General features: G+C 67.1%; 13 protein-coding genes. 7 read left to right on the plus strand and 6 right to left on the minus strand.

Going from position 1 to position 15,851, the window contains the following annotated elements; genetic code table 11:
* The 3 genes from VSO01S_RS22725 to VSO01S_RS22735 form a co-directional block, all read right to left on the minus strand.
* On the minus strand, positions 1–1,154 hold a 1,154-nt coding region (locus VSO01S_RS22725), incomplete at its 3' end, for an acyclic terpene utilization AtuA family protein (protein ID WP_153305382.1).
* A 26-nt stretch (positions 1,155–1,180) separates the two neighbouring features.
* Positions 1,181–2,155, minus strand: a complete 975-nt coding sequence (locus VSO01S_RS22730) for a Bug family tripartite tricarboxylate transporter substrate binding protein (protein ID WP_068645068.1) — start codon at positions 2,153–2,155, stop codon at positions 1,181–1,183.
* Between the two features lie 33 nt (positions 2,156–2,188).
* Positions 2,189–3,346 (minus strand): CaiB/BaiF CoA transferase family protein, encoded by a 1,158-nt coding sequence (locus tag VSO01S_RS22735; RefSeq protein ID WP_068645069.1) that lies wholly within the window; start codon positions 3,344–3,346, stop codon positions 2,189–2,191.
* 110 nt (positions 3,347–3,456) lie between these two features.
* On the opposite strand from VSO01S_RS22735, the gene VSO01S_RS22740 reads away from it, so the two are divergent.
* The 4 genes from VSO01S_RS22740 (at position 3,457) to VSO01S_RS22755 (ending at position 7,665) form a co-directional block, all read left to right on the plus strand.
* Complete coding sequence (locus VSO01S_RS22740; RefSeq protein ID WP_068645070.1) at positions 3,457–4,341, plus strand: LysR family transcriptional regulator; 885 nt, start codon at positions 3,457–3,459, stop codon at positions 4,339–4,341.
* Between the two features lie 156 nt (positions 4,342–4,497).
* The gene (locus VSO01S_RS22745; protein ID WP_068645071.1) at positions 4,498–5,859 is read left to right on the plus strand and encodes a C4-dicarboxylate transporter DctA; all 1,362 of its coding nucleotides are present in this window, start codon (positions 4,498–4,500) and stop codon (positions 5,857–5,859) included.
* 12 nt (positions 5,860–5,871) lie between these two features.
* Entirely contained in the window at positions 5,872–6,585 is a 714-nt protein-coding gene (locus tag VSO01S_RS22750) for a GntR family transcriptional regulator (RefSeq protein WP_068645072.1), read from the plus strand.
* Between the two features lie 441 nt (positions 6,586–7,026).
* Complete coding sequence (locus VSO01S_RS22755; protein WP_068645073.1) at positions 7,027–7,665, plus strand: hydrolase; 639 nt, start codon at positions 7,027–7,029, stop codon at positions 7,663–7,665.
* 62 nt (positions 7,666–7,727) lie between these two features.
* Here the strand turns inward: VSO01S_RS22755 and VSO01S_RS22760 are convergent, their stop codons facing one another.
* From VSO01S_RS22760 to queE, 3 genes are read right to left on the minus strand one after another with little or no spacing between them, the layout of a single operon-like run.
* Complete coding sequence (locus VSO01S_RS22760; RefSeq protein WP_068645074.1) at positions 7,728–9,155, minus strand: aminotransferase-like domain-containing protein; 1,428 nt, start codon at positions 9,153–9,155, stop codon at positions 7,728–7,730.
* Between the two features lie 15 nt (positions 9,156–9,170).
* Positions 9,171–9,602, minus strand: a complete 432-nt coding sequence (locus VSO01S_RS22765) for a 6-carboxytetrahydropterin synthase (protein WP_084242050.1) — start codon at positions 9,600–9,602, stop codon at positions 9,171–9,173.
* Positions 9,599–10,234, minus strand: a complete 636-nt coding sequence (gene queE, locus VSO01S_RS22770) for a 7-carboxy-7-deazaguanine synthase (protein ID WP_068645075.1) — start codon at positions 10,232–10,234, stop codon at positions 9,599–9,601. Before queE ends, VSO01S_RS22765 begins: the two co-directional genes overlap by 4 nt.
* 246 nt (positions 10,235–10,480) lie before the next feature.
* On the opposite strand from queE, the gene VSO01S_RS22775 reads away from it, so the two are divergent.
* The 3 genes from VSO01S_RS22775 to VSO01S_RS22785 form a co-directional block, all read left to right on the plus strand.
* Positions 10,481–12,451: a propionate--CoA ligase gene (locus VSO01S_RS22775; protein ID WP_281179855.1), complete on the plus strand. Its 1,971-nt coding sequence runs from the start codon at positions 10,481–10,483 to the stop codon at positions 12,449–12,451.
* Between the two features lie 177 nt (positions 12,452–12,628).
* Positions 12,629–15,514, plus strand: coding sequence for a 2-oxoglutarate dehydrogenase E1 component (locus tag VSO01S_RS22780; RefSeq protein WP_068645077.1), 2,886 nt, complete (start codon positions 12,629–12,631; stop codon positions 15,512–15,514).
* A gap of 52 nt (positions 15,515–15,566) precedes the next feature.
* On the plus strand, positions 15,567–15,851 hold a 285-nt coding region (locus VSO01S_RS22785; protein WP_304951765.1), incomplete at its 3' end, for a biotin/lipoyl-containing protein.

Raw genomic sequence — 15,851 nt, forward strand, 5'->3', positions numbered from 1 at the left:
GCTGCCCCGGTGGCCGCATGCGGCCCGTAGCAGCTCTCGGCGCCCAGCACCTGGATGTGGGTGCGGGTGTAGTCGCCCCAGCCGTTCTCGGCAAAGAGCCGGCGCGTGCGCTCGACGAGCGCCTCGCCGGTGCGGCGTGCCTTGGCCACCGCATCGATGCCGACGATGGTCAGCTGCGCATTGCAGCGAAAGCCGTCGACGAAGGTGGCGCACACCTTGTAGCCGCTGCCGGGCGCACGGCCGCGCGCGCCGCTCACGTGCACGCGGTCCGTACCGAGTTGCTCCAGCCGCACCTGCGTGAAATCGCAGGTTACGTCCGGCAGCAGGTAGGCGCCCGGGTCGCCGATTTCGTACAGGATCTGCTCGCCCACGGTGGCCGTGCTCACCAGGCCGCCCGTGCCGGGCGCCTTGCCCACCACGAAGCTGCCGTCGGCGCTGCATTCGACGATGGGGTAGCCGATGTTGGCCCAGTCGGGCACCTGCTCCCAGTCGGTGTGCAGGCCGCCCGTGGCCTGGCAGCCGCACTCGATGACGTGGCCGGCCAGGCTGGCCTGCGCCAGGCGGTCGTAGTCGCCCGTCTGCCAGCCGAATTCATGCATCAGAACGCCCAGCGTCACGGCGCTGTCCACGCAGCGGCCGGTGACGACGATCTGCGCGCCCTGGTCGAGTGCGGCCTTGATCGGCAGCGCGCCCAGGTAGGCGTTGGCGCTGAGCACCTTGTCCGGCAGGGGATGGCCCTTCTGCATGTCGCGCACGCCCTCGCTGCGCAGCGCAGGCAGCAGCGGCATCACATCGTCACCCTCGACCACGGCGATCCGCACCGCGAGCCCCTGTTCGGCCGCCAGTGCGGCAATGGCTTGCGCGCAGCCCTGCGGGTTCATGCCGCCGGCATTGCTCACCACGCGGATGCCGCGCTCGGTGATCTCTCGCAGCAGGCTCTTCATCGTGACGGTGACGAAGTCGGTGGCATAGCCCAGCTCGGGCTTGCGCAGCCGCGCCGCGGCCAGGATGGACATGGTGAGTTCGGCCAGGTAGTCGAACACCAGGTAGTCGACCTTGCCCTGCCGTACGAGCTGCGGCGCGCCCACGCTGCTGTCGCCCCAGAAGCCGGAGGCGCCTCCGATGCGGATGGTCTTCTTGGCGGATTCGCTCAACGTGTGTCTCCGGTCGGTTGAAGGCTTCACTCGGGCTGGATGCCCGCGGCCTTGATGACGCGGCCCCACTTGCTCGACTCGGCCGCCTGGAACTGGGCCAGCTGCTCGGGCGTGCTCAAGGCTTCCTCGCCGCTGGTCTTGGCCAGGAAGTCCCGGGCCACTGGCGTGGCCGAGGCCTTGGCCAGCCAGGCGTTGAATTTCTGCACGATGGGCTGCGGCGTGCCGGCGGGCAGGTAGATCGCCGTCCAGTACGACATGTCGTAGCCCTTCACGCCCGCTTCGTCCACCGTCGGCAGGTTGGGCGCACTGGCGAGGCGCTTGGTGCCGCTCACGGCCAGCGCGCGCAGCTTGCCGCCTTCCACCTGAGGCAGTGCGGTGGGCGCGTCGGCGAACATGAAGTCCACCTGCCCGCCGATGAGGTCGGTGATGGCCATGGGGTTGCTCTTGTACGGCACGTTGATCATGTCCACGCCAGCCATCTGCTTGAGCAGTTCGCTGGCCACGCGGCTGGACGAGGAGCCGCTTCCGAAGTTGAGCTTGCCGGGCGACTTCTTCGCGGCGGCAAGGAGGTCGTTCACCGACTTGTAGGGCGAGTCCGGCCGCACCAGCAGCAGCATGTAGCCCTTGGACAGCAGGCTCACCGGCGCGAAGTCCTTCACCGGGTCGTAGGGCAGCTTCTTGAACAGATGCTCGTTCGCCGACTGGGTGGTGTTGGTGGTGATCAGGGCGGTGTAGCCGTCCGGCGCGGCCTTGGCCACGTACTGGGCTGCAATGAAGCCGCTGGCGCCGCCGCGGTTGTCCACCACGATGGGCACCTTGGTCTCTTCGCCCATCACCTGGGCGAAGACGCGGGCCATCTGGTCGGTGCCGCTGCCGGCCGCGAAGGGCACCACCAGCGTGATCGGCTTGCTCGGAAAGGTGTCTGCCTGGGCGGCAGGCAGGGCCAGGGCGCAGGCGGCTGCGGCGAGCAGCGCAGCGAATCGGCGGCGAGGATGGAACATGGTGGTCTCCTTGTTGTGCTTGGACGGGATCGGTCAGGGGGCGGGGTTGAATTCGGGCAGGCCGTAGCGCGCGTTGTGCTCGCCCAGCCGCGGCGCGGCTGCGGCAATGGCGGGCCGCGTGCCGTCGAAGGAGAGCGGCGAGGCCGTCAGCCGGAAATCCTCGCCGGGCACCTGCGCGAGCAGGCCCAGCGCCTGCACCTGCGGGTCTTCCAGTGCCTGCGGCACGCTGTGGATGGGGGCGCAGGGCACGCCCGCGGCCTCGAGGCGCTCCACCCACTCGGCGCGGGGCCGTTCGCTCAGCAGCGGGGCCAGTTCGGCCAGCATCTCTTCCTTGTGGGCCAGGCGCGCCCGGTTGGTGGCGAAGCGCTCGTCGTCCAGCCACTGGCGCCGGTCCAAGACCTCGGCCAGCTTGGCGAACAGGCGGTCGTTGCCGCAGCAGATGAGCAAGGGCCCGTCGGCCGTGTCGAAGGCCTCGTAGGGCACGAAGCCCGGATGGCCCGAGCGGTGCCGCGCTGGCAGGCGGCCTTCGTTCAGGTAGGCGTCGCTTTTCTGGCCGTTCCAGACCAGGGCGGTCTCGAGCAGGGAGGTCTGCAGCATGCCGCCGCGCCCGGTCTGCGCGCGCTCGTGCAGCTTGGCCAGCACGCCGATGACAAGCCACATGCCGCTGCCCTGGTCGCACACCGAAGCGCCGGAGCGAAGGGGCGGGTCGTCCGGGCCGCCGTTGGTGCTCGACAGGCCGCTGAAGGCCTGGATGAGCGGCTCGTAGCCCGGCCGCATGGCCATCGGCCCCAGATGGCCGAAGGCAGAGATTTCGCCGTAGATCAGGCGGGGATGGCGCGCGCACACCGACGGCCCGTCGATGCCGAGCGCCTTGGGCACGTCCGGCCGCAGGTTGTGGATGCACACATCGGCCTGCGCAAGCAGCTGCTCGAGGCTGGCGCGGCCCGCTTCGGACCGCAGGTCCAGCGCGACGGAGCGCTTGCCGCGGTTGAAGATGTGGAACACGAGCGCGTCGTCGTGCCGGAAGGCCGCGCCCATCCGGCGCGCGTCGTCGCCGCCTTCGATGCGTTCGACCTTCACGACTTCCGCACCCAGGTCTGCCAGGATCGCGCCCGCAAAAGGGCCGGCCAGCACCTGCCCAAGTTCGACCACCCGCACGCCCGCGAGCGGGGCTGCTGCCGCTGTGCTCATCTTGTCTGTCTCCTTGATGGCGCCCAGTCTAGGCAGCCGCCACTGATCTGTGAATCCACACGAGTTGTTTTCTGTGATAACTTGAATGGATCACTCAAAGCCCCCCGCCGATGCGCCTGAACCTGAGCCTTCGCCAACTGGAAGTCATCGTGGAAGTGGCCGAGGCCGGCAGCTTTCGGGCCGCGGCGCGCCAGCTGGGCATTTCGCAGCCCGCACTCAGCCGCACGCTGCGCCTGGCCGAGCAGGCCCTGGGCGCGCGCCTTTTCGATCGCGACACGCGGCGCGTGACGATCACCCCAGCCGGGCAGGAGTTGCTGCACATCGCCCGCCGCGTGCTGGGCGACTTCGACAGCGCGCTGAGCGAACTGGGCCACTTCATGCAGGGCTACAGCGGGCAGGTCAGCGTGGCGGCGCTGCCTTCCATGAACGTGGCGCTGCTGCCTTCGGCTATTGCCGAATTCAGGCAGCAGCATCCGCACGTGGAGTTCAAGCTGCAGGAGCTGGCGGCCGACGCCTTGCTGGCCGCGGTGGAAGAGGGCCGGGCCGATTTCGGCCTGTGCGCCAGGCCGGCGCCGGACCAGCGGCTGCGCTACCAGCCGCTGCAGGACGACCCCATGGTGCTGGTGTGCCGCGACGACGATCCGCTGGCTGCGCGCGCCAGTGTGCCGTGGTCCGTCCTGGCCGAGCGGCCGTGCCTGAGCGTCCAGTCCGGCAGCAGCATCCGCCAGATCGTGGATGGCGTGTTCGTTCGAAAGAGGCTTACGGTGCGCGCCGCAATCGAGGCGCCCAGCGTGGCGGCCTGCTGCGCGCTGGTGAAGGAGGGCCTGGGCATCGCCGCGCTGCCGCGGCTGTCCCTCGGGCTGGCCGACATGCGGGGACTGGCGGCCATCGCGCTGGTGCAGCCGGCGGCCCATCGGTCGGTGGGCATCGTCACCCGCATCGGCCGCACGCTGGCGCCGGCGAGCCTGGCGTTCATCAAGGTGCTGGCGGGGTAAGGCGCTGGCGCCGTGGTGGGGCGGCGGGCGTGACGGATAGGGGATCCACGGAATGGGCGGGTAAACCCCCAAGGTGCTTGATGTCGTCTTGCCTACACTTGTTGTATGCAAGCAAACGGAAAACTTGCATGCAACCTCAAGACCGGGAGAAAACCCATGTTCCGTTTCGCCAGATCCCTCTTCGGACAGGTCGTGATCGCGCTCGTGCTGGGCGTGCTGCTGGGCCTGTTCTTTCCTGAATTCGCCGCCAAGCTCAAGCCGCTGGGCGACGGGTTCATCAAGCTGATCAAGATGATCATTCCGGTGCTGGTGTTCTGCGTGGTGGTGCACGGCATCGCCGGCGCGGGCGACCTCAAGCGCGTGGGGCGCGTCGGCGTCAAGGCGCTGATCTACTTCGAGGTACTCACCACCATCGCACTTGCCATGGGCCTGGTGGCGGCCTTCGTCTTCAAGCCCGGCGTGGGCATGAACGTGGACCCGCACCAGCTCGACGCGGCTGCGATGAGCGCCTACGCATCCAATGCCGACAAGCTCACCAGCGGCGGCACCGTCGAGTTTCTGATGAAGCTCATTCCCACCACGGTGGTCAATGCCTTCGCCACCGGCGACGTGCTGCAGGTGCTGCTGTTCGCGGTGCTGTTCGGCTGCGCGCTGGCCCTGCTGGGCGACGCCGGCCGGCCGGTGGCCCAGGTGGTGGACGCGCTGTCGCTGGTGCTGTTCAAGATCATGGGCATCATCATCAAGCTGGCGCCGCTGGGCGTGCTGGGCGCCATTGCCTTCACCGTCGGCAAGTACGGCGTGGGCTCGCTCAAGCAGCTGGGCATGCTGGTGGCGCTGTTCTATGCCTCGGTGATCGTGTTCGTGGTGGTGGTGCTGGGGCTGGTGATGCGCGTTTCGGGCTTCAGCCTCTTCAAGCTGCTGCGCTACCTGCGCGAAGAGCTGGCCATCGTCTTCGCCACCACATCGTCGGACAGCGTGCTGCCGCAGATCATGGCCAAGCTGCGCTTCATGGGCATCCGGGACTCCACGGTGGGCCTGGTCATTCCCACCGGCTACTCCTTCAACCTGGACGCCTTCTCCATCTACATCACGCTGGCCGCCGTGTTCATCGCGCAGGCCACCAACACGCCCATCAGCATGGCGGACCTGATGACCATCCTGGCGATCTCGCTGGTCACCTCCAAGGGCGCACACGGCGTGCCGGGCTCGGCCATCGTGGTGCTGGCCGCCACGCTGCATGCCATTCCGGCCATCCCGGCCATCGGCCTGGTGCTGGTGCTCTCGGTCGACTGGTTCATGGGCATTGCCCGCGCTTTAGGCAACCTGATCGGCAACTGCGTCGCCACCGTGGCCATCGCTTCGTGGGAAGGCGACATCGACCGCGAACGGGCCCGCGCCGTGCTCGATGGCACCCATTCGCCCGAAGACGAACCGCTGGCCGAACCCGACTCGCCGGTGGCCGCTGCACATGGCCAGGCAGTCGTGGCCGGCGCGGCCGCTGCCCACGGCGTGCACTGATACGCTCCGGCCATGTCCACTCGTGCGGAAATCAGTCCCACCACCATTGCCGAGCGCGTGGTCGAAGCCATCCTCGCCCAGAAGCTCGCACCCGGCGAGCGCCTGGGCGAGCAGCAACTGGCGGAGAACTTCGGCGTGAGCCGCACCATGGTGCGCGAGGCGCTCATGCAGCTGCAGGCGCGCGGCTTCGTGGCCGTGCAGTCACGGCGGGGCTGGTTCGTGGTGGAGCCCTCGGTGGACGAAGCGCGCGACGCCTTCGCGGCCCGCCGCATCGTCGAGGCCGGCATCCTGGCCGAGGCCGGCCGCCCTTTGTCGAAGGTGATCCGCAAGCTGCGCGAGCACATTGCCGACGAGAAGCGCGCCATTGCGGGCGCCGATGCGGCCACCCGCGCCTTTCTTCTGGCCGACTTCCATGTCTGCCTGGCCGACCAGATGGGCCACCGCCTGCTGGTGGACGTGCTGCGCGACCTCACGGCGCGCACCACGCTGGCGGCGACGCTGTATCAGTCCACCCACGAGGCGGACGTGTCATGCGCGGAGCATGCGGCCATCGTCGCCGCGCTCGAAGCCGGCGACACGGGCAGGGCGCGCGAACTCATGCTGGCGCACATCGGCAATGTGGAGCAGGCGCTGGAAGTGGAAGTGCCCGCCCGCCCCGGCGCCGACGAGCGCCTTCGCGCCACGCTGGCGCCGGTGGCGCTACCTGCGCGCCAGAACGCGCGCTGACGTACCGCTCACTTCCACTTGCTGGTCGTGAGGGCGCACAGCGCCATCAAGGCAACCGCCACCGTGAACACCAGGACCACGCCCCAGACGTCGCCGTTCATTTCGCTGCTCCTGGCGGCATGCCTTCAAAGAGGCGGGGGATGGGGGTGTTGCAGGCTGCTTCGGGTCCTGCGGCCGGACGGGTTCTCGATCTGAAATTCATGGAGCCATCATGCGCTGGCGAAATCTGTGCGGCGGATGCAGATTTCCTGCTTTTTGACCAGCTCAGATGGCTGGTCCTCTGCGCTTGATTTCCCCTATCGCTGCGCGCTCAGAGCGCCCAGAATGTCGGGTCGGTGCCGGGCCGATCCGGCCTCCGATCCAGTCCCGGGCCCGATAGGCCGATTGGCACCGACGCGTGCTGCGCTTCAGCACTTGGAAATCCACCCAGAGGAGGCCGCCATGGCCAGTGAAGCGATTCGAGATCCCGTCAAGGACATCCTGCTCACCCCGAAGAACTCTGCGTTCGTGATCATCGACTACCAGCCTGTGCAGGTGAACTCGATAGCGTCCATGGACCGTCAACTGCTGATCAACAACATCGTCGGCGCGTGCAAGGCCGCTGTCGCCTATGGCCTGCCGATCGTGCACTCCACCGTCAACGTCAAGACCGGCCTCAACAAGCCGCCGATTCCGCAGGTGCGCAAGGCGCTCGAAGGCATTCCGACCTACGACCGCACGTCCATCAACTCGTGGGAGGACGTCGAATTCCGGGCGGCGGTCAAGGAATCCGGGCGAAGGAAGCTGATCATGACTGCACTGTGGACCGAGGCTTGCCTGACCTTCCCTGCGCTCGATGCGTTGAACGAAGGCTACGAAGTCTTCGTCGTCGCCGATGCGGTCGGTGGAACCTCGCTGGCTGCGCATGAAGCTGCGTTGCGCCGCATCGAGCAGGCGGGGGCAAAGATGATCAGCGTGCCGCAGATGTTCTGCGAACTTCAGCGCGATTGGGCGCGCAAGGAAACAGTCCCGGCCTTCATGAACCTGTTCATCGAAACCGGCGGTACGGCGGGGATCCAGTTTTCCTACGACCGCGACTAGGGCCTGTTAACGCTACGCAAGGGGGTCGCGTTCACAGGCCCTGGCTGTCCCGAGTCGGGAAATCAGGCCATCGACGCAGCGAGCTTGCCAAGCTGGCGCAGGGCCGGATCGACCCGGGCATCTCCCGGGTAGCCCACGTTCAAGCGCAGGTGGTGGACAAAGCGCCTGTCGGCGGAGAAGAGAACGCCCGGCGCGGTGCTGATTCCCAGGGCCATGGCCCGGTGGTGCAGGTCGAGCGCATCCACGCCCGGCGGCATTTCCAGCCACAGGAAGTAGCCGCCGGCAGGAAGCGTGACGCGTGTGCCGGCCGGGAAATGCCGCTCGATGAGCCGTCTCACGCGATGCTGCTCGGCCGCCAGCGCCGAGCGCAGCTGGCGCAGGTGCCGGTCGTAGGTGCCCTGGGCGAGGTATTCGGCAATGGCCAGCTGCGGCGGGACCGAGGTGGCGAGCGACGTCATCATCTTCAGGCGCAGCACGTCGGTGGCGTAGCGCCCCGCGGCAGCCCAACCCACGCGATAGCCCGGCGCCAGGCACTTCGAGAAAGAGGCGCAGTGCATCACGCCGCCGGAACGGTCGAAGGCCTTGGCCGGAGGCGGACGCCGGGCGTGCGCGTACAGCTCGCCGTACACGTCGTCCTCGATCAGCGGCACCGAGTGCTTGGCCAGCAGATCGACCAGTTCCCGCTTGCGCTCGAGCGGCATCAGCGCGCCCAGCGGATTCTGGAAATTGGGCATGAACCAGCAGGCGGCGACCTGGTGCTGGCCCAGCAGCCGCTCGAGGTCGGACAGCACCACGCCCTCCCGGGGGTCGGTGGCCACTTCCACCGCGCGCAGGTTCAGGCGCTCCAGTGCCTGCAGGCAGGCGTAGAAGGTCGGCGATTCGACGACCACGATGTCCCCGGGCTGCGTGACGGCCTGCAGGCACAGGTTCAGCGCCTCCATGGCCCCGTTGGCGATGACCAGTTCGTCCGCCGCAAGCGGCACGCCCTGCAGCGCATAGCGCTTTCTCAAGGCCTGGCGCAGGCCTTCGTCGCCGACGGTCAGCGCGGTGGTGATCTGCTCGGGGCGCAGGCGCCGCATGGCCCGCGCGCCTGCCCGGGCCAGCTCTTCCAGCGGGAAGAGGTGAGGGGCCGGAAAGGCCGAGCCCAGCGGAACGACCTCGGGCACCCGGGTGGACTCCAGGATCTCGAAGGCGAGTGCGCTGACCGCCACGCGCGACGCCTCGGCCTGGGGCACCGCCGCCTCCGGCAGCAGGCGCGAAGCTCGCCGTGGGGCACGGACGTAGTAGCCCGAGCGCGGCCTGGCTTCGATGAGTCCGCGCGCTTCCAGCAGGCCATAGGCCTGGAACACCGTGGAGGGGCTGACGCCTCGCCGCTGACAGGTCTCTCGCACTGAAGGAAGGCGGTCGCCCGCCTCCAGCAGCCCCTCCCGAATGGCTTGCGCCATGTCGTCCGCAAGCTGCTCATAGCGGGTGGGGCTGCCATGGGTCATCTGACCGAGTGACGCTCAAGCGGGCAGGGCGCTTCGCGTCGCAGTTCCAACCGAGTCCGAACCGCTTGTGGCATCCGCCTTGCGTTCCTTTCTAAGGACGCACTTGTCGCCACTGGCCTGGCGCTCTACAGATACGGCCACCAGTTGGGGGCAGCGGGCGACGAGCTTCGTGAAGATGAAGGTGCAGAGATTCTCCAGCGTCGCCGGCCCGAGCTCGGGCACTTCATCGAGGAACTGGTGATCCAGCAACGCCCGGATGGACTCGATGTGCCGGCGCACGCTGCCCAGGTCTTGCAGCATGCCCGACCTGGCATCGGGCGCACCCATCAGCGTGACTTCCGCGTGGTAGGTGTGACCATGGATCCGTCGGCTGCCGGCCGCGTCGATGTTTCGATCGAGCGTGTGCGCCGCTTCGAAGAAGAATTTCTGGCTGAGTTCGTAGATCATCGGATGCCGATCATCTTGTGGGTCTGGACACTCAGGTTCCACTGAGGGTGCTGCTGGCAGTAGGCGACGGCCTTGGCGGTGTTGGCCACCCGGTCCGGCCCATCCAGGGGCTGGAGGTAGAAGTTCTCGAATTGGAGATCCTCAAATCTGGCCGGGTCGACGCCGGGTTGTGGATAGACAAGCTTGAGTTCCTGGCCGGAACTGACCGCGAGTTTGGAGTCGGCCTTGGGACTGACGCACAGCCAGTCGATGCCCGCTGGCGGCGTGAGCGTGCCGTTGGTTTCCATGGCGATGGTGAAACCTTTGGCGTGCAACGCATCCACCAAAGCGGCATCCACTTGAAGGAGGGGCTCGCCGCCGGTCAGCACGACGAAGCGGCGCTGGACCCTGTCAGAGGGCCATTTGGCCGCGATCGCATGGGCCAACTCGTCGGCCGAGCGGAACTTGCCGCCGCCGTCGCCATCGGTTCCCACGAAATCGGTGTCGCAGAACGTGCAGACGGCCGTGGCCCGATCCTCCTCTCGCCCGCTCCACAAATTGCATCCGGCGAAGCGGCAGAACACGGCGGGTCGTCCGGCGTTGGCGCCCTCGCCTTGAAGTGTGTAGAAGATTTCCTTGATGCTGTAAGTCATGCAGCAGCCTCTCGGCAACGGCTTGGCAGCCCTTGCGGCGCAACTGGATTGATTGCCTTCCTCAACTTGGAACTGCAGGAAAGCGTTGGACTGCAGGCGCTTGCGTCTTGCGGGAAGGGCGGCCTCCGGCAAAGCGTCGCGGCTGGGCGGCCTGCCTGGGCAGGCGAGCCCCAGATTGTCTCATGCCTGGTCGTTCGGCGTCGCCGGGCTGTCAGTTCCCCGAAAGCCGGATCTCCATAATTATGAATTCAGTTTAGGTGCCAATATCGTGAACCCAAGAACTGGAGACAAGACAAGATGAACCCCGACAGCCCCTATGCCGCGTTCTACCGCTGCTCGATCGAGGCGCCCGAAGACTTCTGGGCCGAACAGGCCCAACTGATCGACTGGCAAACCCCGCCATCGCGCGTCCTGGACGACACCAGGCCGCCGTTCGTGAACTGGTTCGTCGGCGGGAAGACCAACCTCTGCCACAACGCGGTGGATCGCCACCTGGCAAAGCTGGGCGACAGCCCGGCGCTGATCCACGTCTCCACCGAAACCGGCAGCGAGCGCACCTACACCTTCCGGCAACTGCACGAGGAAGTGCAGCGCACCGCCGCCAGCCTGCTGGCGCTGGGGGTGCGCAAGGGCGACCGGGTGCTGATCTACATGCCGATGATTCCGCAGGCGACCTTTGCCATGCTGGCGTGTGCGCGCATCGGCGCCATCCACTGCGTGGTGTTCGGCGGCTTTGCCAGCGGCGCGCTGGCCTCGCGCATCGAGGACGCGGCGCCGAAGGTGGTGGTGAGCGCGGACGCCGGCTCGCGCGGCGGCAAGGTGGTGGCGTACAAGCCGCTGCTGGACGAAGCCATCCGCATTTCCAGCCACAAGCCCGAAGCGGTCCTGCTGACCGACCGCGGGCTGGCGCCCATGGACCGGGTGCCGGGCCGCGACCACCTCGACAGCGACGTGGCCGCGCGCCTTTCGTCCACCGAGGTGCCCTGCGAGTGGCTCGATGCGACCGACATCAGCTACACCATCTACACCAGCGGCACCACCGGCCGCCCCAAGGGCGTGCAGCGCGATACCGGCGGCTACGCGGTGGCGCTGGCGGCCAGCATGAAGCACATCTTCGACGGCCGGCCGGGCGAGACCTACTTTTCCACCAGCGACATCGGCTGGGTGGTGGGCCACAGCTACATCGTCTACGGCCCGCTCATCGCCGGCATGGCCACCCTGATGTACGAGGGCCTGCCCACGCAGGGCATGAACCGCGAACCCGACGGCGCCATCTGGTGGCGCCTGGTCGAGAAGTACAAGGTGACGGTCATGTTCAGCGCGCCCACCGCGGTACGCGTGCTCAAGAAGCAGGACCCGGCGCTGCTCAAGAAGCATGACCTGTCGTCGCTGCGCGCGCTGTTCCTGGCCGGCGAGCCGCTGGACGAGCCCACGGCGCGCTGGATCAGCGATGGGCTGGGCGTGCCCATCATCGACAACTACTGGCAGACCGAATCGGGCTGGCCGATCATCACGCTGGCCAACGCGGTGGAGCGCAAGGCCGCCAAGTTCGGCAGCCCGGGCCTGCCGATGTACGGCTTCAAGGTGAAGATCCTGCACGAGTCCACCGGGGAGGAACTCACCGGCCCCAACGAGAAGGGCGTGGTGGTCATCGAAGGGCCGACGCCCCCGGGCTTCATGCAGACCGTGTGGAAGGACGACGAGCGCTTCGTCAACACCTACTGGAAGAGCGTGCCGGGCCGCATGGTCTATTCGACCTTCGACTGGGGCATTCGCGACGAGGACGGCTACTTCTACATCCTGGGCCGCACCGACGACGTGATCAACGTGGCCGGCCATCGGCTGGGCACCCGCGAGATCGAGGAGTGCATTTCGGGCCATGCCGGCGTGGCCGAGGTGGCGGTGGTGGGCGTGGCCGATGCGCTCAAGGGGCAGGTGGCCATGGCGTTCGCGGTGCCCAAGGACTCGCAGGCGCTCACTGATCCGGCCCGTGCCCTCGCGCTCGAAGGCGAAGTCATGCAGCGGGTGAACGACGAACTGGGCGCGGTGGCGCGGCCCGCCCGGGTGCGCTTTGTGTCGGCGCTGCCCAAGACGCGCAGCGGCAAGCTGCTGCGGCGCGCGATCCAGGCGGTGTGCGAGCAGCGCGACCCCGGCGACCTCACCACGATGGACGATCCGGCGTCCCTACAACAGATCCGGCAGCTGTTGCAAGGCTGATCAAAGGCACAGGTCTGGTTTTTCCGCTTTCGACCGTCATGTTCGTGTAGTGGCACAATGCGAGGGTACTCAGGGCCCTTCCAGCCACAGTCGCATCCGCCAATCGGTTCAGCCGTGTCGCGGAAGGTTTTCTAACCAGCTAGTGTTTCCTCAAGGGAAACGAAGGTCAGCGCAAACATGAGCGATTCATCGTCGACGCCCGGCTCCGGCGTCTATCAAGCCTATCAAGGCAACACGTACCTCTTCGGCGGCAATGCGCCCTATGTCGAGGAGATGTACGAAAACTACCTCGCCAACCCCACCAGCGTGCCCGACAACTGGCGCTCGTATTTCGACGCGCTGCAGAACGTGCCCGCCACCGACGGCACCAACACCAAGGACGTTGCGCACCAGCCGGTGATCAACGCCTTTGCCGAGCTGGCCAAGAAGGGCGGCACCCGCGTGGTGGAAGCCAGCGGCGCCGATTCTGAACTGGGCCGCAAGCGCACCGCCGTCCAGCAGCTGATCGCCGCCTATCGCAACGTCGGCGCCCGCTGGGCCGACCTGGACCCGCTCAAGCGCACCGAGCGCCCGGCCATTCCCGAGCTGGAGCCGTCGTTCTACGACTTCAAGGACGCCGACCTCGAGACGGTGTTCAACACCAGCAACACCTTCTTCGGCAAGGACACCATGTCCTTGCGCGACCTGCTCAACGCGCTGCGTGAAACGTACTGCGGCTCCATCGGTGCCGAGTACATGTACATCACCGACCAGAACCAGAAGCGCTGGTGGCAGCAGCGTCTCGAAAGCGCGCGCACCAACCCGCAGCTGAGCGCCGACGACAAGAAGCGCGTGCTCGAGAAGCTGACCGCGGCCGAAGGCCTGGAGCGCTTCCTGCACACCAAGTACGTCGGCCAGAAGCGCTTCTCGCTCGAAGGCGGCGAGAGCTTCATCGTCTCGATGGACGAGCTGATCGAGCAGGCCGGCGCCAAGGGCGTGCAGGAAATCGTGATCGGCATGGCCCACCGCGGCCGCCTGAACGTGCTGGTGAACACGCTGGGCAAGATGCCCGCCGACCTGTTCGCCGAGTTCGACCACACCGCCCCTGAAGACCTGCCCTCGGGCGACGTGAAGTACCACCAGGGCTTCAGTTCCGACGTCAGCACCCCTGGCGGCCCGGTGCACCTGAGCCTGGCTTTCAACCCCTCGCACCTGGAAATCGTCAACCCCGTGGTCGAAGGCTCGGTGCGCGCCCGCATGGACCGCCGCGGCGACCATGCCGGCAAGCAGGTGCTGCCCGTGCTGGTGCACGGCGACGCCGCCTTCGCCGGCCAGGGCGTGGTCATGGAAACGCTGGCGCTGGCCGAAACCCGCGGCTACTTCACCGGCGGCACGGTCCACATCGTCATCAACAACCAGATCGGCTTCACCACCAGCGACCCGCGCGACAGCCGCTCCACGCTGTACTGCTCGGACATCGTGAAGATGATCGAGGCGCCGGTGCTGCACGTGAACGGCGACGACCCCGAAGCCGTGGTGCTGGCCACCCAGCTCGCGCTGGACTTCCGCATGGAATTCCAGAAGGACGTGGTGGTGGACATCATCTGCTTCCGCAAGCTGGGCCACAACGAGCAGGACACGCCCGCGCTCACCCAGCCGCTGATGTACAAGAAGATCGCCAAGCACCCCGGCACGCGCAAGCTGTACGCCGACAAGCTGGCCACGCAAGGCTTGGGCGAGACGCTGGGCGACGACATGGCCAAGGCCTACCGCGCCGCCATGGACGCCGGCAAGCACACGGTCGACCCGGTGCTGACCAACTTCAAGAGCAAGTACGCGGTCGACTGGAGCCCCTTCCTCAACAAGAAGTGGACCGACGCCGGCGACACGGCCATTCCGCTGTCCGAGTGGAAGCGCCTGGCCGAGCGCATCACGACCGTGCCCGGTGCCTTCACCGTGCATCCGCTGGTCAAGAAGGTGCTGGACGACCGCGCCGCCATGGGCCGCGGCGAAGTCAATGTCGACTGGGGCATGGGCGAGCACATGGCCTTCGCCTCGCTGGTCTCCAGCGGCTACCCGGTGCGCCTGTCGGGCGAGGACTGCGGCCGCGGCACCTTCACGCACCGCCACGCCGTGCTGCACGACCAGAACCGTGAGAAGTTCGACGAAGGCACCTACATCCCGCTGCAGAACGTGGCCGAGAACCAGGCACCGTTCGTGGTCATCGACTCCATCCTGTCGGAAGAAGCGGTGCTGGCCTTCGAGTACGGCTACGCCTCCAACGACCCGAACACGCTGGTGATCTGGGAAGCCCAGTTCGGCGACTTCGCCAACGGCGCGCAGGTGGTCATCGACCAGTTCATCGCCTCGGGCGAGGTGAAGTGGGGCCGCGTCAATGGCATCACGCTGATGCTGCCGCACGGCTACGAAGGCCAGGGCCCCGAGCACAGCTCGGCCCGCCTGGAGCGCTTCATGCAGCTGGCCGCCGACACCAACATGCAGATCGTGCAGCCCACCACGGCCAGCCAGATCTTCCATGTACTGCGCCGCCAGATGGTGCGCAACCTGCGCAAGCCGCTGATCATCATGACGCCCAAGTCGCTGCTGCGTAACAAGGACGCGACCTCGCCGCTGTCCGAGTTCACCAAGGGCAGCTTCCAGACCGTCATTCCCGACAGCCGCGACCTCAAGGCCGACAAGGTCAAGCGCGTGGTGGCCTGCTCGGGCAAGGTGTACTACGACCTGGCCAAGAAGCGCGAGGAACTGGCCCGCGACGACGTGGCGATCATCCGCGTCGAGCAGCTCTATCCCTTCCCGCACAAGGCCTTCTCCGCCGAGCTCAAGAAGTACCCCAACGCGGCAGACGTGGTGTGGTGCCAGGACGAGCCGCAGAACCAGGGTGCCTGGTTCTTCGTGCAGCACCAGATCCACGAGAACATGCAGGACGGCCAGAAGCTCGGCTACTCCGGCCGTGCCGCCTCGGCATCGCCCGCAGTCGGCTACTCGCACCTGCACCAGGAACAGCAAAAGGCGCTGGTCGACGGCGCATTCGGCAAGCTCAAGGGCTTCGTGCTGACCAAGTAACAACGACGAGCAGAGCGTCAAACAAGAAACACGAAGCCCAAGGACCCTTCAAATGTCTATCGTAGAAGTCAAAGTTCCCCAGTTGTCCGAATCGGTGGCCGAAGCCACCATGCTGAATTGGAAGAAGAAGGCCGGCGAAGCCGTCGCCATCGACGAGATCCTGATCGAGATCGAGACCGACAAGGTGGTGCTGGAAGTGCCGGCACCCGCCGCCGGCGTGCTGTCGGAAATCATCGCCGGCGACGGCGCGACGGTGACGGCCGACCAGGTCATCGCCAAGATCGACACGGCCGCCAAGGCCAGCGCGGCTCCGGCCGCCGCTGCGCCCGCGCCGGCC

This window comes from Variovorax soli NBRC 106424 (genome assembly GCF_001591385.1).
In the GTDB taxonomy this organism is placed as follows: domain Bacteria; phylum Pseudomonadota; class Gammaproteobacteria; order Burkholderiales; family Burkholderiaceae_C; genus Variovorax; species Variovorax soli.

Excerpts from the sequence above, each read along its gene's own strand:
- VSO01S_RS22760 (WP_068645074.1), bottom strand. The coding sequence starts at position 9,155 with ATGACCCATGGCAGCCCCACCCGCTATGAGCAGCTTGCGGACGACATG.
- VSO01S_RS22780 (WP_068645077.1), top strand. The coding sequence starts at position 12,629 with ATGAGCGATTCATCGTCGACGCCCGGCTCCGGCGTCTATCAAGCCTAT.
- VSO01S_RS22750 (WP_068645072.1), top strand. The coding sequence starts at position 5,872 with ATGTCCACTCGTGCGGAAATCAGTCCCACCACCATTGCCGAGCGCGTG.
- VSO01S_RS22740 (WP_068645070.1), top strand. The coding sequence starts at position 3,457 with ATGCGCCTGAACCTGAGCCTTCGCCAACTGGAAGTCATCGTGGAAGTG.
- VSO01S_RS22735 (WP_068645069.1), bottom strand. The coding sequence starts at position 3,346 with ATGAGCACAGCGGCAGCAGCCCCGCTCGCGGGCGTGCGGGTGGTCGAA.
- VSO01S_RS22765 (WP_084242050.1), bottom strand. The coding sequence starts at position 9,602 with ATGATCTACGAACTCAGCCAGAAATTCTTCTTCGAAGCGGCGCACACG.
- VSO01S_RS22745 (WP_068645071.1), top strand. The coding sequence starts at position 4,498 with ATGTTCCGTTTCGCCAGATCCCTCTTCGGACAGGTCGTGATCGCGCTC.
- VSO01S_RS22730 (WP_068645068.1), bottom strand. The coding sequence starts at position 2,155 with ATGTTCCATCCTCGCCGCCGATTCGCTGCGCTGCTCGCCGCAGCCGCC.
- VSO01S_RS22755 (WP_068645073.1), top strand. The coding sequence starts at position 7,027 with ATGGCCAGTGAAGCGATTCGAGATCCCGTCAAGGACATCCTGCTCACC.
- queE (WP_068645075.1), bottom strand. The coding sequence starts at position 10,234 with ATGACTTACAGCATCAAGGAAATCTTCTACACACTTCAAGGCGAGGGC.